This window comes from Amycolatopsis bartoniae, from assembly GCF_014191255.1.
In the GTDB taxonomy this organism is placed as follows: domain Bacteria; phylum Actinomycetota; class Actinomycetes; order Mycobacteriales; family Pseudonocardiaceae; genus Amycolatopsis_E; species Amycolatopsis_E bartoniae.
This window is the reverse complement of record NZ_JACHWH010000001.1, coordinates 2,262,875-2,284,533: the sequence shown is the minus strand read 5'-3', so window position 1 is coordinate 2,284,533 and position 21,659 is coordinate 2,262,875. Positions and strand designations below refer to the sequence as shown.

Below are 21,659 nucleotides of genomic sequence, written 5' to 3'. Positions count from 1 at the left end.
CATTCTTGAACTGTGTTCTACTGCTCTGGGAGCCTCTCGCGGGTGCCCCGGCGCGCGTGCCTCCGGGCTCTTTTGGGCTTTTTCGCGCAGCTTTGAATTTCCGGACTGCAACTTGCGGCTCCGAGGTGTGATCACCGGCTGCCGGCAATCGATTCCTCGATCACGAGTCGCGACGAGACGCCCGTGCGACGGATGACTCATTCCGACGAACTTTTCGGCCGTCCTCTTTGTTCACTGTTCAACACTTGCGTGGGTTATCCGATCCGGTGAAGACCAGCGGAAGTGGCGAACGTCACTCTTGTGCGATTGCTTTCCTCACTGCCCCCGCAGTCGAGGGCACTCGGCGCACTCCGCCTCGTCCGGCAACAGGTACGAGAAGCAGCAGCTCTCTCGTCGCCGGGTCCACGTCCGGCCGGTCAGCCGCAGTGCCGAGGCTGCCGTGAGGGGCGGGTACCGCGCGTCGAGGACCAGTGCCGCGTCCGCGACGCCCGCGCCTTCGTCCCCGCCCTGGCGGCCTACCCACCACAGCGCGTTGTCCAGTGCGTCGGTCGCGCCGGCCCACAGCATCCGGCGGCCCAGCCGGCAGGTGGGCGCGTACGCCTGGACGAACCGCGTCGCGTGGGTGAGGTAGCGGGCGCGCAGTACGGCTGCGAGCGCGCGCTCGTCCGGCACCACCGTCGCCTCGGGGCAGCCCGCCGCCGGGTCGTCCGGCGGGCAGTGGAAGTCGGTCCCGAGTACGGCGATCCCGTCCGGGTGCGGGCGGTCGGGGCCGAGGCGAAAGGCGAGCTCCTCCGGATGGAGCAGCGGTACCCGCCGTTCGTGGTGCAACAACAGAGCCGCCGCGTAGGCGGGCACGTGGAGGTACCACGACATCACGTAACCGGCTGTCGTCCGTGCGGGTGCTTCTCCGAACCGGTCGTGGAGCCAGCCGCCGAGCCGGGTGCGCCACTCCGCGAAGCGCGCCGGGTCGCCGAGCAGGTCCGCGCAACGCCGCCACCCGTCGGCTTCGGGCAGGTCAGGACGGAACTCGACGCGCTGCTGCAGTGGCGCCACCCTGGTCACGGAGGCGGCGAGGCCGGGCGCGGCCCGGCGCCGCCGCACGGTGTCGATCATGCCCTCCCGCTGCTCCGTTCGGGTGTTAGGTCTGCCTTACCTTAGCGGCTTTTGGCGGGGGCGCCACCGGGGTATCCGGGCCCTGTTCGCGGTGAGCGGACAACGGCGTCCGACGGAATCCCGCGGGGTGGGCGCGCGTTGGGAAAGGTGTCAGCAAGCAGGGAAAATGCACGGCCGGCAAGGGCCGACGTACTGACTTCTGTGACCTGATTCGCCCCAGTGGTGGCCCGGTGGAAGCCGTCGGCTACTACAGTGGACTCACGGTGCTGAATCCATCGCCCACCGCGGCGTGGAGGCTCACCGCCGGCGCAGCAGTCGAGGGAGTGGGAATGTTCGAGAGGTTCACCGACCGCGCGAGGCGGGTGGTCGTCCTGGCCCAGGAAGAGGCCAGGATGCTCAACCACAACTACATCGGCACCGAGCACATCCTCCTGGGCTTGATCCACGAGGGTGAGGGTGTCGCCGCCAAGGCGCTCGAATCGTTGGGCATCGCGCTGGAGGGCGTCCGCCAGCAGGTCGAGGAGATCATCGGCCAGGGCCAGCAGGCTCCGAGCGGGCACATCCCCTTCACCCCGCGGGCCAAGAAGGTACTCGAGCTGTCGTTGCGCGAGGCGCTGCAGCTCGGCCACAACTACATCGGCACCGAGCACATCCTGCTCGGGCTGATCCGCGAGGGCGAGGGCGTGGCGGCGCAGGTGCTCGTCAAGCTCGGCGCGGATCTCAACCGCGTGCGCCAGCAGGTGCTGCAGCTGCTGTCCGGCTACCAGGGCAAGGAGCCGGCCGAGGCCGGTGCCGGCCGTGGCGAGGGCACGCCGTCCTCGTCGCTGGTGCTCGACCAGTTCGGCCGCAACCTGACGGTCTCCGCCCGCGAGGGCAAGCTCGACCCGGTCATCGGGCGCAGCAAGGAGATCGAGCGGGTCATGCAGGTGCTGTCGCGCCGCACCAAGAACAACCCGGTCCTCATCGGCGAGCCGGGCGTCGGCAAGACCGCCGTCGTCGAGGGACTGGCCCAGAACATCGTCAAGGGCGAGGTGCCCGAGACGCTGAAGGACAAGCAGCTCTACACCCTGGACCTCGGGTCGCTGGTCGCCGGCTCCCGGTACCGCGGTGACTTCGAAGAGCGCCTGAAGAAGGTGCTCAAGGAGATCAAGACCCGCGGCGACATCATCCTGTTCATCGACGAGCTGCACACGCTGGTCGGGGCGGGTGCCGCCGAGGGCGCCATCGACGCGGCCTCGATCCTGAAGCCGATGCTGGCCCGCGGCGAGCTGCAGACCATCGGCGCCACCACGCTCGAGGAGTACCGCAAGTACATCGAGAAGGACGCCGCGCTGGAGCGCCGCTTCCAGCCGATCCAGGTCGGCGAGCCGTCGCTCGAGCACACCATCGAGATCCTCAAGGGCCTGCGGGACCGGTACGAGGCGCACCACCGCGTGTCGATCACCGACTCCGCGCTGGTCGCGGCGGCCACCCTGGCCGACCGCTACATCAACGACCGGTTCCTGCCGGACAAGGCGATCGACCTGATCGACGAGGCCGGCGCCCGCATGCGCATCCGCCGCATGACCGCGCCGCCGGACCTGCGCGAGTTCGACGAGAAGATCGCCGCGGTCCGCCGCGACAAGGAGTCGGCGATCGACGCGCAGGACTTCGAGCGCGCCGCGCGGCTGCGCGACGAGGAGAAGACCCTGCTGGGCCAGAAGTCCGAGCGGGAGAAGCAGTGGAAGGACGGTGACCTGGACGTCGTCGCGGAGGTCGACGACGAGCAGATCGCCGAGGTCCTGGCCAACTGGACCGGTATCCCGGTGTTCAAGCTCACCGAGGAGGAGACCACGCGTCTGCTCCGCATGGAGGACGAGCTGCACAAGCGGATCATCGGCCAGGAGGACGCCGTCAAGGCGGTCTCGCAGGCCATCCGCCGCACCCGCGCCGGCCTGAAGGACCCGAAGCGCCCGTCCGGCTCGTTCATCTTCGCCGGCCCGTCCGGTGTCGGTAAGACCGAGCTGTCCAAGGCGCTGGCGGCGTTCCTGTTCGGCGAGGACGACGCGCTCATCCAGATCGACATGGGCGAGTTCCACGACCGCTACACCGCCTCGCGGCTGTTCGGTGCCCCTCCCGGGTACGTCGGTTACGAGGAGGGCGGCCAGCTCACCGAGAAGGTGCGGCGCAAGCCGTTCTCGGTGGTGCTGTTCGACGAGATCGAGAAGGCGCACCAGGAGATCTACAACACGCTGCTGCAGGTGTTGGAGGACGGGCGCCTCACCGACGGTCAGGGCCGCACGGTCGACTTCAAGAACACGGTGCTGATCTTCACCTCGAACCTGGGGACGTCGGACATCTCCAAGTCCGTCAGCCTCGGCTTCTCTTCCGGTAGCGACCAGGCGAACCGCTACGACAAGATGAAGCAGAAGGTCAACGAGGAGATGAAGAAGCACTTCCGGCCGGAGTTCCTCAACCGGATCGACGACATCATCGTCTTCCACCAGCTCACGCAGGAGCAGATCATCCAGATGGTGGACCTGATGGCGTCCCGGGTGGAGACCCAGCTGAAGGCCAAGGACATGGCTCTCGAGCTGACCGACAAGGCGAAGGCGCTGCTGGCGAAGCGTGGCTTCGACCCGGTGCTCGGTGCCCGTCCGCTGCGCCGGACCATCCAGCGGGAGATCGAGGACCAGCTGTCCGAGAAGATCCTGTTCGGCGAGGTGCAGCCGGGTCAGATCATCATCGTCGACGTCGAGGGGTGGAGTGGCGACCCCGAGGACAAGGACGACCAGGCGCACTTCACCTTCCGCGGCGAGCCCAAGCCGCTGGAGGTGCCGGACGCCCCGCCCGTCTCCATCGGCGCCGGCAACGACCCCCGGCACGAGTCCGAGAACGACTGATCAGGGAGTGTTTCACGGGCTTGCGTGCCGGTGCGGGTAGCGGAACCTGAACCCGCAGCGGTGCAAGCTGACGGCCCACAGCAAGTGGCTCCGCCGCTTCTGAGAAACGACTGATCAGCAGCCAGGTCTGCGAATGCCCCCGGGACTTCCCGGGGGCGTTCGTATTTCCCGGACCCTCGCCGGGGGAATCTGGGAAGCTGGATCCGTGCGGGTGTGTGTGCTGGGGCCGGTCCGGGTCCTCGGGGACGACGGCGCGCCGATCGACATCGGCGGTGCGCGGTTGCGCATGCTCGTGGCCCGGCTCGCGCTGGACGCCAACCGGCCGGTCACCGTGGAAGCCCTCGTCGACGGGTTGTGGGGGGCCGAGCCGCCCGCGGACGCGGCGAACGCGTTGCAGTCCCTCGTCTCCCGCCTGCGCCGGGCGCTCGGCGACGCCTCCCGCGTCTCTTCGACCAACGGCGGGTACGTGCTCAAGGCCGAAGAGACCGACGCCGCCCGCTTCGAGGAGCTGGCCGCGCGCGGCCGGCGTGAGCTGGCGGCGGGGCACCACTCCGCCGCGTCGGCCACGCTGACCGAGGCGCTGGCCCTGTGGCGCGGGGAAGCGCTTTCCGACGTGCTCGACGCGCCGTTTGCCCAGGCCCCCGCCGCCCGCCTCGCCGACCTGCTGGCTTCGGCGCGGGAGGACCGGTTCGAGGCCGAGCTGGAGCTGGGCCGTCACGCCGACGTCCTCCCCGATCTCGAAACCGCCGGGGCCGCACAGCCGTTGCGCGAACGCCTGGCGGGCCTGCGGATGCGTGCCCTGTACGCCGCCGGGCGCCAGTCGGACGCGCTGGCGGTCTACGAGCGCACGCGCGCCACCCTCGCCGACGAGCTGGGCGTGGACCCCTCCGCGGAGCTGCAGCAGGTCCACCTCGCGGTGCTACGCGGAGAGCTGGCGAAGCCCCGGCCCGTCAACGACCACCTGCCGGTGCGGCTGACCAGTTTCGTCGGGCGGCAGCGGGAACTGGACCTCCTCGCGCGCTCGCTCGCGTCGTCCCGCCTGGTCACCCTCGCCGGTCCGGGTGGCGCGGGCAAGACGCGACTGGCCACGGAGGCCGCCGTCCGGCATCCGGCCGCCGAACGCGGGCGCGTCTGGTTCGTGGCGCTCGCCGCCGTGCGCGACGCCGGTGACGTCACTGCGGCCGTGCTCGCCGCGCTCGGCTCGCTGGACATGCGGGTGCTCAACTCGGCACCGTCGCTGCAGGTCGTCGAACCGCTCGACCGCATCGCGGAGCTGGCGGGCAGCGGTGAGGGGCTGCTCGTGCTCGACAACTGCGAGCACTTGGTCGCCGCCGCCGCCGAGCTGGCCCACGACCTGCTCACCCGGTTGCCGAACCTGCGGATCCTGGCCACCAGCCGGGAGCCGCTCGCGATCACCGGTGAGCTGCTGTGCCAGCTCGGGCCGCTGGAGGACCCGGAGGCGATGCGCCTGTTCGCCGAGCGCGCCGCGACCGTACGTCCGGGCTTCGTGCTGGACGAGGCCACCACGGAGCCGGTGCGCGAGATCTGCCGCCGCCTCGACGGGATGCCGCTGGCGCTGGAGCTGGCCGCCGCGCGGTTGCGGTCGATGCCGGTGCAGCAGATCGCGAAGCGGCTCGACGACCGGTTCCGGCTGCTCACCAACGGCAGCAGGGTCGCGCTACCGCGGCAGCGGACGTTGCGCGCGGTGGTCGAGTGGAGCTGGGACCTGCTGGAGAAGCCGGAGCGCGTGCTGGCCCGCCGCCTGTCGATCTTCCCCGGTGGCGCCACGATCTCGGCCGTCGAAGAGATCTGCGGGGACGAGCTGCTGCCGGTCGAGGACGTGCTGTACGTGCTCGGCTCGCTGGTCGAGAAGTCTATTGTGGACGCCGTCGAGGGCGTGGAGCCGCGGTACCGGATGCTGGAGACGATCCGGGCCTACGGCGAGGAACGGCTCGACGAGGCCGCGGAGCGCGAGCTGGTGACCCGCCGGTTCGGTGCGTACTTCCTGCGCCTGGCCGAGGAGAACGAGCCACTGCTGCGGACGTTCGACCAGCTGGCCGCGATCCGGACGTTCCATGCCGAGCACGACAACATGCTCACCGCCCTGCGCCGGGCCATCGACGCCGGAGACGCCGAGACGTCGTACCGGTTCGTGGCCGCGCTCTGCTGGTTCTGGGTGATCCGCGGGCTGAACGAGCAGCCCCTCGCGTTCCTGACCGACGTCCTCGCGTTCGGTGAGGAGGTGCCGGCCGACGCGCGGGCCGCCTTCTCGATCATGAACGCTCTCATCCAGGCGGCACCGATGTTCGGGCACCCGGAGAACCTGCGGCAACTGGTGGAGGACTGCGCCAGGACGAACGCGCTGGAGCGCTTTCCCATCCTCGCGCTCGGCGTGCCGATGTTGGCCTTCATGAGCCATGACGAGGAGCTCGTCGAGCGGGAGCTGCAACGCGCGCTCGCCCGGCCCGAGCGGTGGGCCCGCTCGGCGGCGCAGTGGGTGCGAGGCTTCATGCTCGACGGCGCCGGGGACCTCGACGGCAGCGAACGGGCACGGGCGGAGGCGCTGGCGGGGTTCCGCGAGGTGGGCGACCGCTGGGGCGTCTCGATGACCGTCGCCATGCAGGCCAGCTCGCACTCGCTGCGGGGCAGGCACGCCGAGGCGATCGCGGGCTACGAGCAGGGGCTGGAACTGGCGCGGGAGCTGTCGTCGGCGGAGGACGCCGTCCAGCAGCTGACCAGGCTCGCGAACGAGCGGTACCGGTCCGGGGACGTCGAGGGCGCGTGGCGCGACCTCGAAGAGGGGCTCCGGCTCGCCGACGAGGACGGCGAGCTCGAACACCAGGCGCTCGTGCGGTTCACCGTGCTCGACCTGGCCCGCTGCGACGGGGACTTCGCGCGGGCGCACGAGGTGCTCGACTGGCTGGTGTCGGTGGCGGACCGGCTGCCGTTCCCGATGCGGATGGCCGAGGAGTGGGTGTCGATGTTCGCCGCCTCGCTGGCGGTGTCCGAAGGGGACGCTGCCACGGCGCGCGAGCGGCTGCCCGTCGCGGTTTCGTCGTCCGGGGAGCGGCGCGACATGCCGGACGTCGCCATCGCGGCGCAGGTCGGCGCCAGACTGCTTGCGCTGGAAGGAAAATTCGAGCGATCGGCGTGGACGCTCGGCGTGAGCCGCGCGGCGCGTGGCGCGTTCGACGAGGGTGACCCGGAGCTGCGTGAGCTGGTGGTCAAGCTCAAGGAAGCGTTGGGCGACAAGGGTTTCCAGGACGCTTTCGACGCAGGGGCGAGCCTGGGCAAGGAAGAGGCCATCGCCGGGCTGCGCGCGGAGTTCGTGGACTGAGCACGACGGTGGGCGGCCGGTCTCCCCCGAAGAGACCGGCCGCCCGCACCCCCTGGGTCAGCCCACGCGGCGCCGGTAGGCGCGCATCGCGAGCGGGAAGAACACCACGACCACCCCGGCCAGCCACGCGAGGCTGCCGAGCAGTGGTCCCGCGACGTCACCGCCCACGAGCAGTCCGCGCATCGCGTTGGCGAGCAGGCTCACCGGGCTGATGTCGGACCACGCGTGCAGCCAGCCGGGCATCGTCGTGCTCGGCACGAACACGTTGCTGCCGAAGGTGATCGGGAAGATGAAGGCGATCATGATGCCCTGCACCGAGCCCGGGTTCTCGACGAGCATGCCGACGAACACCGCGATCCAGCAGAAGCACAGGCCCGCCACCACCATCAGCGCGACGGCGCCGAGCACGGCCAGCGGGTTGGTGTGGATGCGGAAACCCATGATCGTCGCCATCACCAGCAGCACGAAGATCGCGACCAGGTAGCGCACGACGTCGGCGAGCACCGCGCCCACCAGCGGTGCTGACCGGGCGATCGGCATGCTGCGGAACCGGTCGAACACGCCCTTGCTGACGTCGGTGTTCAGCGCCACGCCCGCCGACAGACTGGCCATGATCGTGTTCTGTACCAGCAGGCCCGGTGCCAGCGCCTGCAGGTAGGCGCCCGTGCTGCCGGAGATCGCGCCACCGAACAGGTACACGAACAGGACCAGGAACAGGATCGGCTGGATCGTCACGTCGATCAGCTGCTCGGGGTTCTTGCGGATCTTGAGCACGCCCCGCCACGCGAGCGAGAAACCGTGCTGCAGTGCCTGTGCGGGGTTGATGTGGCGCGGCGGCGCCAGAACCGCGGTCGTCATGCCGCCTCCTGTCGGACGCGGCAAGCCGCGGCTGTGTTATTGGCGAGCATGGCGTCTGATGATTCGGACCTGCAAGCAGTCCTCATGAGACCACCTCCTCAGCGGGTTTTCCGGTCAGCGCCAGGAAGACCTCGTCGAGGCTCGGCAGCCGCAACGCCACCTCGTCGGCGACGATGCCGGCGTCGTCGAGCTTCCTGACCAAAGTGGACAGCAGAACGGGGTCGGACACGGGTGCGCTGAGCAGGCCCGTGTCGTCGTCGCGCAGCGGGTCGACACCGGTGAGGTCCGCCAGGATCCGGGACACGGTGTCCAGGTCCGCGAGCGACGTCGGGCGCACCAGCATGGTCTGCCCGCCGACGCGCCGCTTGAGCTCGTCCGGCCGCCCGTCGGCGACGACGCGGCCGTGGTCGACGACCGTGATCGAGTCGGCGAGCTGGTCGGCCTCGTCGAGGTACTGCGTGGTCAGCAGCACCGTCGCGCCGTCCGCGACGAGCCGCCGGACCACGCCCCACACCTCGTTGCGCGCGTGCGGGTCGAGCCCGGTGGTCGGCTCGTCGAGGTAGAGCACCTGCGGCCGCCCGACGAGGCTCGCCGCCAGGTCGAGGCGCCGCCGCATCCCACCGGAGTAGGTCTTCGCCGCGCGGCCCGCGGCGTCAGTCAGCTCGAACTGCTCCAGCAGCTCGGCCGCCCTGGCCTTCGAGTCCGGCCGGGACAGGCCCAGCAACCGGCCGATGAGCACCAGGTTCTCGGTGCCCGACAGGTCCTCGTCCACCGACGCGTACTGCCCGGTCAGGCCGATTAGCGAGCGCACCCGCACCGGCTCCTTCACCACGTCGTACCCGCCGACGGTGGCGTGCCCGCCGTCGGGGAGCAGCAGCGTGGCCAGTATCCGGACGGCCGTGGTCTTGCCCGCCCCGTTCGGGCCGAGCACGCCGACCACCTTGCCCGTGGGGACCTGCAGGTCGACACCGTTCAGCGCGACCGTCTCCCCGAAGCGTTTGACCAGGCCTTCCGCCTGGATCGCCAGCGACATGAGTTCCTCCCTTGTAGTCGCACGGGGACAACCTGCCCGGCCGCGCTGACAGGCCGCGCACAGCGCGCTGTCAGCACCTGACACGGCCTTGGCAGGGCGTCGCGTACAACTGATCTTGTGCACCTCGCTGACAGCCCCGGCACAGCCACCGCCCAGCCCGCGACCAGCTCGCGGAGCAACAATCTCCGCGTGATCGTGCTCGCTGTGCTGGCGCTCGGCTTCCTCGAGATCGCCGTGATGCGGCTGCTCGGCTTCGACGGCAACAAGGTCACCGCGGCCCTGATCGCGCTGACCCCGTACGTCACGGCCGCCGGTCTGGTGCTGGGCGGGGTGTCGCTCGCGTTGCGGCACTGGTGGATCGGCGGGATCGTGCTGGTGGTCGCGCTCGCGCTGGTCGGGATGCTGCTGCCCCGCACGTTCGCCTCCGCGCAGCCCGCCGCGCACGGCGCGAAGCTGCGGGTGATGTCGTCGAACCAGTACCTGGGCCGCGCCGACGTGCAGTCGATCGTGCGGCTGGTCCGGGAGAACCAGGTGGACGTGCTGAACCTGCTGGAGCTGACGCCGCGCGAGGTCACCGAGTTCGAGCAGGCGGGCCTGTTCGAGCTGCTGCCGTACCGGGTGTTCAAGCCCGTTTCCGGGGGAGCGGGCTCCGGCATCGCGTCGCGCTACCCGCTGACGGAGCTGTCACTGGCGGGGCCGTCACGCATGAAGCAGCCGAGCGCCCGCGTCGACGTGCACGGCACGCCGGTCGAGGTCGTCGCGGTGCACCCGATCCCGCCGACGACCGACGCGGACGAGTGGAAGAAGGAGCTGGCCGGGCTGCCGAAGCCGGACCAGCACGGCGCGGTGCGGGTGCTCGCGGGCGACTTCAACTCCACCGTCGACCACGCGGCGTTCCGGAAGGTGCTCGGCACGGGGTACACCGACGCGGGGCTCACCACGGGCTCGGGCTTCACGTCCACCTGGCCGTCGTCGTTCTTCCCGCCGCCGGTGACGATCGACCACGTCCTCGTCGACCCGCGGGTCGCGGTGGACTCCTACCGGGTGCTCGACGTGCCGGACTCCGACCACCACGCGGTGCTGGCCGAGCTCACCCTCCCGTGAGCAGCTCGTCGAGCGCGGTGAGCGTGTCCAGCGCGCCGTGGGGCAGGGACACGCCGCGCCCGTGCCGGACGGCCGGTTCCCGAGGGTTGATGCGGACAAGCGCGCCGGTGGCGGCGCTGGCGAGCTCGGAGTAGCGGCGGACGGTGGGCACCGCGCTGCCCGCGCCCAGTTCCACCACCACGAGGTTCGGGTGCGCCCGCCGCCAGTCGTTGACCGCGCGCAGCTGTTCGTCGCTGCGGGCGGAGAGCCAGTCGAAGTCGCCGAACATGAGGATGTTCGGGCGGGCGAGCTGACCGCAGTTCCGGCATTCCGGCAGCGGTTCGGCGGCTCGCATGGTCTTCTCGTCGACCTGCGGGTGGACATCGGTGGCGGCCCAGATGTCCGGGCCGCAGGGCACGGTGCACTGCAGGTGGTGGATCGAGCCGTGCACCTCGGCGACGAGCGCGAAGCCCGCCTTCTGGAACTGACCGTCTACATTGGACGTGAACACGGCGGCACCGCCGGGCTTGGCCTCGCCCCACTTGCGCAGCAGGGCGAAGCCCTCGTGCGGCACCGTCGCGCGGTACAGCTCCAGCCGGTGCCCGTAGAAACCCCAGGCGAGCGACGGGTCATCGGCGAAGTGGCGTGGGTCGGCCAGCTCCGCGAAGCGCAGGCCGAGCCGCTCGTAGGGCGGGTAGGCGCGCCAGAACCCCTCGTCGCCGCGGAAGTCGGGCAGGCCGGAGTCGACGCCCATGCCCGCGCCGGCGCACACCAGCAGGGCGTCGGCGGCTTCGATCAACCGGGCCGCCGATTCCAGCGCCCCGCTCACCCGTCGAGGTCGACGACCTCGAACTCCAGCAGGTTGGCCCCGCTGGCCACGGGCTTGGCCCGCTCACCGGAGTGCGCCTCGCGCGACGGGCCCTCGGCCCACGCCTTGAAGTGCTCCTCCGTCTCCCACTTGGTGTAGACGAAGTAGCGGTTCTCGCCGGAGACCGGGCGCAGCAGCTCGAAGCCGAGGAAGCCGGGCTGCGAGTCCACGGCGTGCTTCCGGGCGGCGAAGCGCTTCTCGAGTTCCGGGCCGGCGCCCTCGGGCACCTCGATCGCATTGATCTTCACGACTGCCATGAGCCCCACCCTACTTCGTGGCACCCTGGGCAGATGACCGAACTGGGGGAAGCGGACGCGGCGGAGCTGGCCGTGAACCTGCAACGGATAGTGCGATCGGCGGCCTCGGTGCTGGAGGCGGGCAGCCCTGCGGCGGAGCTGGTGGAGCGGGTGACGGGCCACGTGGGCGCGGGGCTGCCGGAGCTCGTACTGGTGTCGCAGGAGTTCCCTTCGTGGGAGCACGTCAACGTGCACCGCGGGGTCGAGCGCTACCTCGCCGAACGGGGCGGGGAGTCCCCGTGGTTCGGCATCGCGGGGTCGCACCGCGCCGGCCTGGAGGTCCTGGAGATGCTCAGCGCCGCCCGCAGGCACGGGCAGTACGAGCTGGGCGCGGTGGACTACCGCACGGAGGCCGCAGGGCCGGACGCCACCGAGGAGGTGGTGCAGTTCGGGCTGGTGCTCACCACGACGCCGGACGGGCTGCCGGTGGTCGTCGCGCTGCGGGGCCCGTCGCAGCACCAGCCGCAGCAGGTGCGGATCGAAGTGATCGCCGTCGAGCGGGCGGCCGCGTCGGCAGCGCGTGACCGGATCGAGGCGCTGATCCGCGAGCACGACGTGCTGCGCGGGCAGGTGCTGGCGTTCGGCACCAGCGAGTACCGGGGCAACGAGCTGCTGACGTTCCTGCCGAGGCCGCGGCTCTCGGCCGCCGACGTGGTGCTGCCCGAAGGGGTCCTGCCCGCGATCGAGCACCACACGGTGGGCATCGCCGAGCACGCCGAACGGCTGCGGGCCGCGGGGCAGCACCTCAAGCGCGGGCTCCTGCTGCACGGCCCGCCCGGCACCGGCAAGACGCACACCCTGCGTTACCTGATGGGCAGGCTCACCGAGCACACCGTGCTCATCCTGACCGGGCCCGCGATGCGGTTCGTCGGCAAGGCGGCCGAGCTGGCGCGCCGGCTGCAGCCCGCGGTGCTCGTGCTGGAGGACGTCGACCTGGTGGCACAGGACCGCTCCATCGGCCCGGGCACCAACCCGCTGCTGTTCACCCTGCTCGACGCGATGGACGGGATCGGCGCGGACGCGGACGTGACGTTCGTGCTCACCACCAACCGCGCACAGGAGCTGGAGCGGGCGCTGGCCGACCGGCCGGGCCGGATCGACCTCGCGGTGGAGATTCCGAAGCCGGACGCGGCGGGACGGCGGCGTCTGCTGGAGTTGTACGGCCGGGACGTGGACCTGCGGGCCGACCTCGCGGCGGTCGTCGAGCAGACCGACGGGGTGACGGCGTCGTACGTGAAGGAACTGTTGCGCCGGGCGGTGTTGCACCAGATCCGTCGCGGCGCGCGTGGCGAACCCGTGCCGGTGGACGACGAAGCGTTGCTGACGGCGGTCCGTGAGCTCAACGAGTCGGGCAACTCCATCACGAGATCCCTGCTGGGCAGCCGATGAGCACCGTGGACTTCGGCGGGCGGGGGCAGCCGATCGTGCTGCTGCACGGGTTGATGGGGCGCGCCAGGACGTGGTGGGAGGTCGCCCAGTGGCTGCTGCCCTACGGGCACGTCGTGGGGCTCGATGCCCGCGGCCACGGTCGCGCCGAGCGCACCGGGCCGTGGACCACCGAGCAGTTCGTCGAGGACATCGCTGCCCTGCTGCGCACCTTCGACGAACCGGCCGTGCTGATCGGACACTCGATGGGCGGCCTGCACGCGTGGGCGACGGCCGCGACGCATCCGGAGCTCGTGCGTGCCGTGGTGGTCGAGGACATGGCGCCGGACCAGCGCGGCCGCACCGTGGACACCTGGCGCGGGTACTTCGACTCGTGGCCGGTGCCGTTCCAGTCGCTCGCGCATGTGCGGAAGTTCTTCGGCAGCACCGGGAACTACTTCGCCGAGTGCGTGGTCGAGCGCGCGGACGGCTACCACCTGATGGCCGATCTGGAGGACCTGTACGAGATCGCGGCCGAGTGGGGCCGCCGGGAGTACTGGTCCTTTGTGGACGGTGTGAAGTGCCCGTTGCTGGTGGTCGAGGCGGGCGACACGGCGATGCCCGCCGGACAGCAGGCCGAGCTGGCCGCCCGCGTGCCGCGGGGAAGGCACGTCGTGGTCGAGGGCGCGGGCCACGTGGTGCACGACGACGCGCCGGAGGAGTACCGCGGTGCCGTGGAGGCGTTCCTGTCGGAGGTGCTGGGTCGCTAGTGGTCCGCCAGCTGCCCGGCGTGCCGGACGAACCGGGCGAGGTCGGGGGAGGTCGCCGTCGCGAGCCACGCCACGTGGAGCTCGCTCGGCGGGAGCCCCACGACCGGAACCACGTTGATGCCCTCGGGAGAGGCCGCGGACACCACCGTCCGCGGGGCCAGCCCGATCGCCTCCCCCAGCCTGATGGCACTGAGGTACTGGCCGGTGTCGTGCACCACCGGACCGGGCTTCCAGTCCAGCAACGAGGTGTCGGGACCGGTCCAGCGCGCGCCGGGAACCGGGGCCGTCGGCCCGACCGACCAGACCGGATGCACCTCCCCGGCGAGCTCCTCCCGCTCGACGACGGTGCGTCCGGCCAGCCGGTGCCCTCCTCCCAGCAGCGCCACGTAGTCGTCCGTCCACAGGCGATCGCTGTCCAGCCCGCGGTTGTCGAACGGCGTCCGCAGCAACGTGACGTCGACCGAGCCGCTGTGTATGTCGCCGACCTGTTCCCGCCGGTCGGCGAAGACCCCCTTGGCAGGCACCTGATCCGGGTGATCTTCGTTGTAGGAGCTCACCAGCAGCTGGAGCCGGTCGGCCTCGCAGCCCAGCGACGAAATCCGCAGATGCGGCGCTTCACCGCCGAGACACGAACAACGCCACACCGATGGAGTCTTCGAGGAACCGGATGGCGCGGGACAACGCGGGCTGGGTCATGCCGAGCCGGGCCGCGGCGCGGGTGAAGTTGCGCTCCTCGGCGACCGCCATGACCTGCCATGCCGTGGCGGCACCGCACGATGCCCGCAGGGCCTTTGTCCTTTTCCGGCCGCGCCGGTGAGCTGGTCCCCGAGGGCCGGACGAGCCGGCCACCGGAGATCGAGGACGTGCATGAAGGACAGGGCTGTCGTCACCGCGGGCACTGGCGGCATCGGTTTGGAAGTCGCGCGGGAGCTGGCGCGACGGGGGTATGCGGTGACCGTGGTCGGACGCGACGAGCGGCGCGGCGCGGAAGCCGCCGAGAGCATCGGCGCGGACGCCTTGTTCGTGCGGGCGGACCTGTCGTCGCTGGAGGAGGTCCGGACGCTCGGTGCCCGGCTCGCGGCGCAGGGACCGTTGCGGCTGCTGGTCAACAACGTGGGCGGGATGGCGGTTTCGGGCCGGGCCAAACTGGCGCACCTGGCCGCCGTGCTCGAACTGGCCGAGCGCCTGCGGGACACGGGGATCTCGGTGTTCGCCGCGGATCCCGGCGCCGCCGCGACACCCAATGCCGCGGAGATGGAGCCGGAGATCCTGCCCCCGCCGCTGCGTCCGCACTGGGACGCCGTGCGGCAGGGGGTGCAACGACCCGTGCGGGAGGCCATCGGCTCGATCGTCCACGCCGCGACCGCTCCGGGTCTCGAAACCGGCACGGTCTTCGGCCCCGACCTCGCACCCGCCGACGCGCTGACCGCTCCGCTCACGCCTGAACTGGCCGCCGCGGCCCGGCGCCTCACCGAATCCGTGCTCCGGGAGGGTTAGTTCGCAGAGTGCTCGCCGGGGAGGGCGAAGCGGCCGTCGGGAATCTGCTCCACCAGGCCGTCGGTGAGCAGGGACGCCAGGCAGCGGTCGCGGCGGCCCGCGTCCTGCGGCCACACCACGTCCAGCTTGTCCTTCCACACCGGCTCGGGCGTGCCGCGCAGCACGTCCAGCAGCCGGCCGCGGATCTGCCGGTCGGTGCCCGCGAACTTCTGCACCGCCTTGGCCGGTCCCGCGTACGCCGGGCGCCCGGCACGCTGCCACGCGCACGTGTCGTAGATCGGGCAGTCGGCGCACTTGGGCGCACGCGCGGTGCACACGAGCGCGCCCAGCTCCATCAGCGCGGCGGAGAACCGCGCGGCCCGCGCCTCTTCGGCGGGCAGCAGCACCTCGACGTCCGCCAGGTCCCGGGTGGTCGACGGCGGCCCCGCGTCGCCCGAGCCGTGCACCGCGCGGGCGACCACGCGCCGCACGTTCGTGTCCACCACCGGCGCCCGCTTGCCGTACGCGAACGTCGCCACCGCCCGCGCGGTGTACGCGCCGATCCCCGGCAGCGCGAGCAGTGTGTCCACATCGGACGGTACGACATCGCCGTGCTCGGCGGCGATCACGGCCGCCGCCGCGTGCAGGCGCAGCGCGCGCCGCGGGTAGCCGAGCTTGCCCCACGCCCGCAGCACCTCGCCCTGGCTTTCGGCGGCCAGCGCGGACGGCACGGGCCAGCGCGCGAGCCACTCCTCCCAGATGGGCTGCACCCGCACGACGGGCGTCTGCTGCAGCATGATCTCGCTGACCAGCACGCCCCAGCCGGTGCACTCGGGCCGCCGCCACGGCAGGTCGCGCGCCGTGCGGTCGAACCAGTCGATCAGGGTCTCGGCGTCGATGGGCACCCGGACAAGCTACTGGACCTCGGTGAGGTCCCCGGTCTGGATGTCGTAGACGAAGCCGCGCACGTTGTCGGTGTGCGGCAGGTACGGGCTGCGCTTCACCCGCTGTACCGAGGTGCGCACGCTGTCCGTGACGTCGCGGAACGCCTCGACCGACCACGTCGGCCGCAGTCCGCAGGACTGCTCCAGCTGGTCCTTGAAGCCGTCTTCGGTGACCGTGGACACGCCACACGAGGTGTGCTGCATGACGATCACTTCGGTGGTGCCGAGCGCGTGCTGGGAGAGCGCGAGCGAGCGGATCACGTCGTCGGTGACCACGCCGCCGGCGTTGCGCAGGACGTGCGCCTCGCCGTGCTGCAGGCCGAAGACCTCGGCGGGATTGATGCGCGCGTCCATGCAGGTGAGGATCACCACGTGAAGTGCGGGCGGGGCAGGGGTCTCCCTGGTCACCCTGTCCTGCTCCTGGTGGCGCTTGAGCAGCTCCTCGATCGCGGTCATCCTTCTCCTCCCGGCAGCGGTGTCGGCCTGCTCTATTTGACCTGGCGGACGGCCGACCGGCAATCGGGGTGGACGAGGATCACGGTCCGAACCAGTGCTCCTCCATCGTCCGCGGTGGGGCGGACGTGGTGCCGATCCTCAGGTCGGTGTCGAGCGTGATGACCCGCGGGTTGACGTGGTCACCCGACGCGAGCAGCAGCTTTCCCGCCGCGCGGCCCTTTTCCAGCACCGGCTGGTGCACGGTGGTGAGCCCGAGCCGCTCGGCCTCGGCGATGCCGTCGAAGCCCGTCACCGTCAGGTCCGCCGGGACGCGCAGCCCGCGGCGTTCGGCTTCGGCGAGCGCGCCGAGCGCGAGGATGTCGGAGGTGCAGATGAGGGCCGTCACCTGGGGGTAGGCACCGAGCAGCTGGCGGGCGGCGGAGGCGCCCTCGTCGACGGTGTGGTCGAAGCGCTCGACGACGGGGACGGTCGCCCAGTCCACCCCGGCCTTGCCGAACGCCGTGGCCAGCGCCTCCAGCCGGGTGCGCTGCACGTGGAAGTGCGCGGTGCGCTGGCGTTCCAGCGACGCGAAGTCGTCGTTGCGGTCGCGGGCGAGCCGCATGCACAGCACGCCGACCTGCCGGTGGCCAAGGCCGACGAGGTGCTCGGCGAGCTTCGTGATCGCCGACGCGTCGTCGGGGCCGACGCGGTCGAGGCCGTCGACCTGGGGCTGGTCGATGATCACCGTGGGCACCGGCCGGGCCAGCACGGCGGCCAGGTGCGGGTCGTCGTCGGGCACGGAGTAGACGACGAAACCGTCGACACCGGCGCGGTGCACGGCCGCCACGTCGTCACGGCCCGGGCTCGCGGGCACCAGGTGCAGGCCCACGCCCGCGTCCTCGCAGGCGAGGGCGAGCCCTTCGAGCACGCCGATCGCCGCCGGGTCGCGGAAGGCGTACGACAGGTTCTCCGTGAGCAGCAGCCCGACCGCGCCCGCCTTGCGCGTGCGCAGCGAGCGCGCGACCGGGTCCGGGCCGGGGTAGCCGAGCCGCCGCGCGGTCTCGAGGACGCGGCGGCGGAGTTCGGGGGAGAGCTGGTCGGGCCGGTTGTAGGCGTTGGACACCGTGGTCCTGGACACGCCGAGTTCCGCGGCGAGCGACGCCAACGTCGCCTGTCGCCTCATGCGCATAGGACGCCCCATGAGGGAACCGTAACGGTTCAGTTCGGATTCCAGAAGTCGAAGCGGGTCTGCCGCCCCGATGGCAGCCCGCAACGCGACGTTCAGGTGCCCGTAACCCGTCTTGGCAAGATCATCACCCGGTAGCGTAAGGTGAACTCGAAAACCGTTTCCAATAACTACAGACGGTGCTTCTACCTGCCACTTTCGGGAGAGATCGTGATGCGTTCCAGCCGTTCGCCGCGCCTGATCGGCCTGGCTTCAGCCGCCACCGCCCTGGTACTGGGCCTCACCGGATGTGGTGGTGGTAACACCGCCGGGGACAGCAGCGGGAAGATCGCGGCCGTCGCGTCCACCGACGTGTGGGGCAGCGTGCTCACCGCTGTCGGGGGTGACGAGGTGCAGGTCACGTCGATCATCCATGACCCCGCGGCCGACCCGCACTCGTACGAGACCACCCCGCAGGACGCGCTCGCCGCGCAGCGGGCCCAGCTGACGCTGGCCAACGGCGGCGGCTACGACGACTTCTTCACGAAGCTCGCGGACCAGGCGCCGAACGCGAAGAAGCTGGTGGCCTACGACATCGGCGCGACCGGTGACGAGAACGAGCACGTCTGGTACAGCTTCGCCACCGTGCAGAAGGTGGCCGACCAGGTCGCCGCCGAGCTGGGGCAGCTGCGCCCCGCCGACGCGCAGACGTTCACCGCCAACGCCGCCGCGTTCAAGGCGAAGGTCACCGAGTTGCAGACGAAGGCCGAGCAGGCGGGCGCCGCGCACCCGGGCAGCAAGGTGCTCGCCACCGAACCGGTCGCGCACTACCTGCTGGAGACCGCGAAGGTCACCGACGCGACCCCGCACGAGTTCTCCGAGGCGGTCGAGAACGAGAGCGACGTGCCCGCGGCCGCGGTCGCCGAGGTGAACGCGATCATCGCGGGCAAGCAGGTGAAGGCCGTCGTGGACAACGCGCAGACGGTCACGCCGACGACGCAGCAGGTGGTGGACGCCGCGAAGGGGGCCGGACTGCCCGTCGTGGACGTGACCGAAACGCTGCCCGCGGGCGCCACGGACTACATTTCCTGGATGACCAGCGAAGTCGACGCACTGGCAGGAGCACTGAACTCTTGAGCCCCGCAGTCGAGATCTCCGGCGCGAGCCTGGCCTTCGGCGGGCGGACGCTGTGGTCCGGGCTGGACCTGAACGTCGAGCCCGGTGAGTTCCTGGCCATCCTCGGGCCGAACGGGTCCGGCAAGACGAGCCTGGTGAAGGTGCTGCTGGGGCTGCAGTCGCTGTCCGCCGGATCGTGGCGGATCGCCAGCGATCGCCCGGTCGGGTACGTGCCGCAGCAGCGCGCGATGCACGAGGCGCTCACGCTCCGCGGTGTCGACCTGGTCGGGCTCGGACTCGACGGGCACCGCTGGGGTGTCGGCCTGCGTGGGCTGCGGGAACGGCGGCGGCGCGTCGCGGCCGCGATCGAGTCGGTGGGCGCCCAGGCGTACGCGAAGTCGCCGGTCGGGCGCCTGTCGGGTGGCGAGCAGCAGCGGCTGCGGGTGGCGCAGGCGCTGATCGGCGACCCCGACGTGCTCTTGTGCGACGAGCCGCTGTTGTCGCTGGACCTCGGGCACCAGCGGGCGGTGAGCGCGCTGATCGACCGGCGCCGCCGCGAGGCGGGCACCGCCGTGCTGTTCGTGACCCACGAGCTCAACCCGGTCCTGTCCTATGTGGATCGGGTGTTGTACCTGGTCGAAGGCCGGTTCCGGATCGGCACGCCCGAAGAGGTGATGAACTCGAAGACGTTGTCGGAGCTGTACCGGACGAAGGTCGAGGTGCTGCGCGTGGGCGGCCAGATCCACGTCGCGGGCCAGCGCAGCGCGTTGTGCGAGGACGAGCCGCACCACCTCGAACCGGAAGAGCGGGTGTCCTGAGTGGACCGGCTGTTCGACTTCGGGCTGACCGCGCAGCTGCTCGGCCAGCCGTTCGTGCTGACGGCGCTGCTGGCCGCGGCGGTGCTGGGGCTGGTCGCCGGGGTGCTCGGCCCGCTCGTCGTGACGCGGCGGATGTCGTTCGCGGTGCACGGCACGGCGGAGCTGGCGTTCACCGGCGCGGCGGGCGCGTTGCTGCTGGGCATCGGCGTGGAGTACGGCGCGCTGGCCGGGTCGGTGCTCGCGGCGTTGCTGCTGGGCCTGCTGGGCGGGCGTGAGTCCGAACGCGACTCGGTGATCGGCGTGATCCTGTCGTTCGGGCTGGGTCTCGGTGTGCTGCTGCTGACGTTCTACCCGGGACGGACGTCGAACAAGTTCGGCATCCTGATCGGGCAGATCGTGTCGATCGACACGACGAACATCGTGGTGCTGGTCGCCGCGGCGGTGGTGGTGCTGCTGGTGCTGGGCGCGATCTACCGGCCGCTGCTGTTCGCCAGCGTGGACCCGCACGTCGCCGCGGCGCGCGGCGTGCCGGCCAGGCTGCTGTCGGTCGTGTTCGCGGTGCTGGTGGGCATCGCGACGGCGCTGGGCGTGCAGATCGTGGGCTCGCTGCTGGTGGTGTCGCTGATGGTGACCCCCGCGGCGGCCGCGGTGCGGGTCACGGCGAGCCCCTGGCGCGCGACGGTGCTGGCCGTGGTGTTCGCGGAGGTCGCCGCCGTGGGCGGCATCATCCTGTCGCTGGCCCCGGGCGTCCCGGTGAGCGCCTTCGTGACGGCGATCTCGTTCCTGATCTACCTCACCTGCCGGGTGGTGGCGCACCGCCGCTCCCGAGCGGGGAAGGTCACGGCACCGGACCTCGCTCCGGCGCCGACCGCAGTCGGTCAGTGAAGCATCAGCAGAACCTGCAGCTCGCCGACCACGAAACCGATCACCCCGCCCACCGCGATGAGCTTCCACTCCTCCTGCCGGAACGCCGGGCGCAGCAGGCCCTCGTACTCGACGGGCGTCAGGGCCAGCATTCGCTGCTCCACCATGTGCGCCACGTCCATCGCCTCGGTCAGGTAGCGCTCGGCGTGCCGGACGGTGTCCGGCAGCAGCGCGAGCGCCCGCGTGGCGGCCGCCTCCTTCATCTCCCGTAGCCGCGCCGTGCCGATCGTCAGCGCCACCAGGCGACCGGCCTGCTCGTCCACCGCCTGCGACACCGTCCGCCGCACCATGGTCACCACCTGGTCGGCCCGCGGTCCCCTCAGCACGGCCTCCAGCAGGTTGGGCGTGGTGAGCACCTCGTGCGCGATCAGCTCGCCGTAGTCGCGCGCGACCTCCCGGCGGCGGCGCTGGAACTTGCCCTGCAGCGTCAGCCCCAGCACCCGCACCGGCTCGCGCGGCAGGAAGATCAGCTTGATCGCCAGCCAGTCGGTGAACAGCCCGATGCAGCCGCCGAACACCGGCAGCACCCACGGGTTCTTCGTCAGCGCCCACAGCACCGCCTGCACGACTCCCAGGCCGAAGCCGGAGTAGATGCCGCACCGGGCGATGAACCGCATCTCCGGCCGCGTGGTGCCGCGGATCAGCCGGACCAGCAACGCCTTGTCGCGCGTGAGCCGCTGGACGGTCATGTGCTTGACGTCGAGCACCTCGGTCAGGTTCTCCCGCAGGTCGGCCACCAGCTCGCGCACCAGCCGCGGCGCCGCCGCCTGCACCTGCTTGACCACCAGCTCCTGCGCCATGGAGGGCATCGCCTCCCACAGCCGCGGGTGGTACTGCGCCAGCACGTCGCGGGTGATGTCGTCGATGGCGCGCAGCAGCGGCTGCTCGACCACCGCCGTCAGCCGGTCGGCGTCGACGCGCGCGAAGACCTCCCGCAGGTCGATCAGGTTCGACGTGAGCAGGTCGGTCGCGATCGCCGCCATCCGGCCGCCGTGCTTGGGCACCACGCCCTGCCAGCCCAGCCACGGCCGCAGCCCGACGAACTCCAGCGGGCGGAACATCATCTCGATCGCGACGCGCTTGGTGACGTAGCCGATCAACGCGCCGACGAACGGGATCGCGAGGTAGAGCGGCCAGTGCGCGGCGAGGTCCTGCGCCACTGCCGACCTCCCTCCC

General features: G+C 71.2%; 20 protein-coding genes. 9 read left to right on the top strand and 11 right to left on the bottom strand.

Translation table 11 applies throughout. The features are described 5' to 3' along the window. Nucleotides 1-315: 315 nt before the first annotated feature. Nucleotides 316-1,113 carry a (2Fe-2S)-binding protein gene (locus tag FHX82_RS10745; RefSeq protein WP_145935772.1) on the bottom strand — a complete coding sequence of 266 codons (798 nt, stop codon included), beginning with the start codon at nucleotides 1,111-1,113 and terminating at the stop codon, nucleotides 316-318. A gap of 329 nt (nucleotides 1,114-1,442) precedes the next feature. Between FHX82_RS10745 and FHX82_RS10740 the strand changes: the two genes are divergently transcribed. Together FHX82_RS10740 and FHX82_RS10735 are read left to right on the top strand one after the other, a co-directional pair. Continuing rightward, the gene (locus FHX82_RS10740) at nucleotides 1,443-3,995 is read left to right on the top strand and encodes an ATP-dependent Clp protease ATP-binding subunit (RefSeq protein WP_145935771.1); all 2,553 of its coding nucleotides are present in this window, start codon (nucleotides 1,443-1,445) and stop codon (nucleotides 3,993-3,995) included. A 205-nt stretch (nucleotides 3,996-4,200) separates the two neighbouring features. Beyond that, nucleotides 4,201-7,332 carry an AfsR/SARP family transcriptional regulator gene (locus FHX82_RS10735; protein WP_145935770.1) on the top strand — a complete coding sequence of 1,044 codons (3,132 nt, stop codon included), beginning with the start codon at nucleotides 4,201-4,203 and terminating at the stop codon, nucleotides 7,330-7,332. Between the two features lie 57 nt (nucleotides 7,333-7,389). Here FHX82_RS10735 and FHX82_RS10730 read toward each other — a convergent pair whose 3' ends face one another. Together FHX82_RS10730 and FHX82_RS10725 are read right to left on the bottom strand one after the other, a co-directional pair. After that, nucleotides 7,390-8,190, bottom strand: coding sequence for an ABC transporter permease (locus FHX82_RS10730; RefSeq protein ID WP_145935769.1), 801 nt, complete (start codon nucleotides 8,188-8,190; stop codon nucleotides 7,390-7,392). Between the two features lie 82 nt (nucleotides 8,191-8,272). Further along, on the bottom strand, nucleotides 8,273-9,223 hold the full coding sequence (locus tag FHX82_RS10725) for an ATP-binding cassette domain-containing protein (protein ID WP_145935768.1): 951 nt from the start codon (nucleotides 9,221-9,223) through the stop codon (nucleotides 8,273-8,275). Nucleotides 9,224-9,412: 189 nt separating this feature from the next. Between FHX82_RS10725 and FHX82_RS10720 the strand changes: the two genes are divergently transcribed. Further along, on the top strand, nucleotides 9,413-10,327 hold the full coding sequence (locus FHX82_RS10720) for an endonuclease/exonuclease/phosphatase family protein (RefSeq protein WP_145935767.1): 915 nt from the start codon (nucleotides 9,413-9,415) through the stop codon (nucleotides 10,325-10,327). On the opposite strand, the gene FHX82_RS10715 is transcribed toward FHX82_RS10720, so the two are convergent. Then, a complete protein-coding gene (locus FHX82_RS10715) occupies nucleotides 10,314-11,135 on the bottom strand; it encodes an SIR2 family NAD-dependent protein deacylase (protein WP_229881252.1) in 822 nt (273 codons plus the stop codon). The two genes, FHX82_RS10720 and FHX82_RS10715, sit on opposite strands and share 14 nt — an antisense overlap. Further along, entirely contained in the window at nucleotides 11,132-11,431 is a 300-nt protein-coding gene (locus FHX82_RS10710) for an antibiotic biosynthesis monooxygenase family protein (protein ID WP_145935766.1), read from the bottom strand. The genes FHX82_RS10715 and FHX82_RS10710 overlap by 4 nt, the downstream gene beginning before the upstream one ends. A gap of 33 nt (nucleotides 11,432-11,464) precedes the next feature. Here FHX82_RS10710 and FHX82_RS10705 point away from each other — a divergent pair, with 33 nt between their 5' ends. After that, nucleotides 11,465-12,859, top strand: coding sequence for an AAA family ATPase (locus FHX82_RS10705; protein WP_145935765.1), 1,395 nt, complete (start codon nucleotides 11,465-11,467; stop codon nucleotides 12,857-12,859). Continuing rightward, nucleotides 12,856-13,605, top strand: a complete 750-nt coding sequence (locus tag FHX82_RS10700) for an alpha/beta fold hydrolase (RefSeq protein WP_145935764.1) — start codon at nucleotides 12,856-12,858, stop codon at nucleotides 13,603-13,605. Before FHX82_RS10705 ends, FHX82_RS10700 begins: the two co-directional genes overlap by 4 nt. Here the strand turns inward: FHX82_RS10700 and FHX82_RS10695 are convergent. Together FHX82_RS10695 and FHX82_RS10690 are read right to left on the bottom strand one after the other, a co-directional pair. Continuing rightward, nucleotides 13,602-14,249 (bottom strand): substrate-binding domain-containing protein, encoded by a 648-nt coding sequence (locus FHX82_RS10695; protein WP_183176549.1) that lies wholly within the window; start codon nucleotides 14,247-14,249, stop codon nucleotides 13,602-13,604. The two genes, FHX82_RS10700 and FHX82_RS10695, sit on opposite strands and share 4 nt — an antisense overlap. Then, nucleotides 14,221-14,352, bottom strand: coding sequence for a helix-turn-helix domain-containing protein (locus tag FHX82_RS10690; RefSeq protein ID WP_183176548.1), 132 nt, complete (start codon nucleotides 14,350-14,352; stop codon nucleotides 14,221-14,223). The genes FHX82_RS10695 and FHX82_RS10690 overlap by 29 nt, the downstream gene beginning before the upstream one ends. Nucleotides 14,353-14,472: 120 nt before the next feature. Between FHX82_RS10690 and FHX82_RS10685 the strand changes: the two genes are divergently transcribed. Continuing rightward, on the top strand, nucleotides 14,473-15,102 hold the full coding sequence (locus FHX82_RS10685; protein ID WP_145935763.1) for an SDR family NAD(P)-dependent oxidoreductase: 630 nt from the start codon (nucleotides 14,473-14,475) through the stop codon (nucleotides 15,100-15,102). On the opposite strand, the gene FHX82_RS10680 is transcribed toward FHX82_RS10685, so the two are convergent. The 3 genes from FHX82_RS10680 to FHX82_RS10670 all read right to left on the bottom strand — a co-directional run bounded on the left by FHX82_RS10680 (nucleotide 15,099) and on the right by FHX82_RS10670 (nucleotide 17,661). Beyond that, complete coding sequence (locus tag FHX82_RS10680) at nucleotides 15,099-15,986, bottom strand: iron-sulfur binding domain-containing protein (RefSeq protein ID WP_145935762.1); 888 nt, start codon at nucleotides 15,984-15,986, stop codon at nucleotides 15,099-15,101. The genes FHX82_RS10685 and FHX82_RS10680 overlap by 4 nt on opposite strands. 9 nt (nucleotides 15,987-15,995) lie before the next feature. Next, nucleotides 15,996-16,481: a beta-class carbonic anhydrase gene (locus FHX82_RS10675; protein WP_145935761.1), complete on the bottom strand. Its 486-nt coding sequence runs from the start codon at nucleotides 16,479-16,481 to the stop codon at nucleotides 15,996-15,998. A 79-nt stretch (nucleotides 16,482-16,560) separates the two neighbouring features. Continuing rightward, a complete protein-coding gene (locus tag FHX82_RS10670; RefSeq protein WP_145935760.1) occupies nucleotides 16,561-17,661 on the bottom strand; it encodes a LacI family DNA-binding transcriptional regulator in 1,101 nt (366 codons plus the stop codon). 198 nt (nucleotides 17,662-17,859) lie between these two features. Here FHX82_RS10670 and FHX82_RS10665 point away from each other — a divergent pair, with 198 nt between their 5' ends. Genes FHX82_RS10665 through FHX82_RS10655 form a run of 3 tightly spaced genes read left to right on the top strand, consistent with a single transcriptional unit; the run spans nucleotide 17,860 to nucleotide 20,444 of the window. Then, nucleotides 17,860-18,762, top strand: coding sequence for a metal ABC transporter solute-binding protein, Zn/Mn family (locus FHX82_RS10665; protein ID WP_145935759.1), 903 nt, complete (start codon nucleotides 17,860-17,862; stop codon nucleotides 18,760-18,762). Beyond that, complete coding sequence (locus FHX82_RS10660) at nucleotides 18,759-19,559, top strand: metal ABC transporter ATP-binding protein (RefSeq protein ID WP_145935758.1); 801 nt, start codon at nucleotides 18,759-18,761, stop codon at nucleotides 19,557-19,559. The genes FHX82_RS10665 and FHX82_RS10660 overlap by 4 nt, the downstream gene beginning before the upstream one ends. Next, nucleotides 19,560-20,444, top strand: a complete 885-nt coding sequence (locus FHX82_RS10655) for a metal ABC transporter permease (RefSeq protein WP_145935757.1) — start codon at nucleotides 19,560-19,562, stop codon at nucleotides 20,442-20,444. Here the strand turns inward: FHX82_RS10655 and FHX82_RS10650 are convergent. Beyond that, nucleotides 20,438-21,643: a DUF445 domain-containing protein gene (locus FHX82_RS10650; RefSeq protein WP_145935756.1), complete on the bottom strand. Its 1,206-nt coding sequence runs from the start codon at nucleotides 21,641-21,643 to the stop codon at nucleotides 20,438-20,440. The genes FHX82_RS10655 and FHX82_RS10650 overlap by 7 nt on opposite strands. Nucleotides 21,644-21,659: the final 16 nt, after the last annotated feature.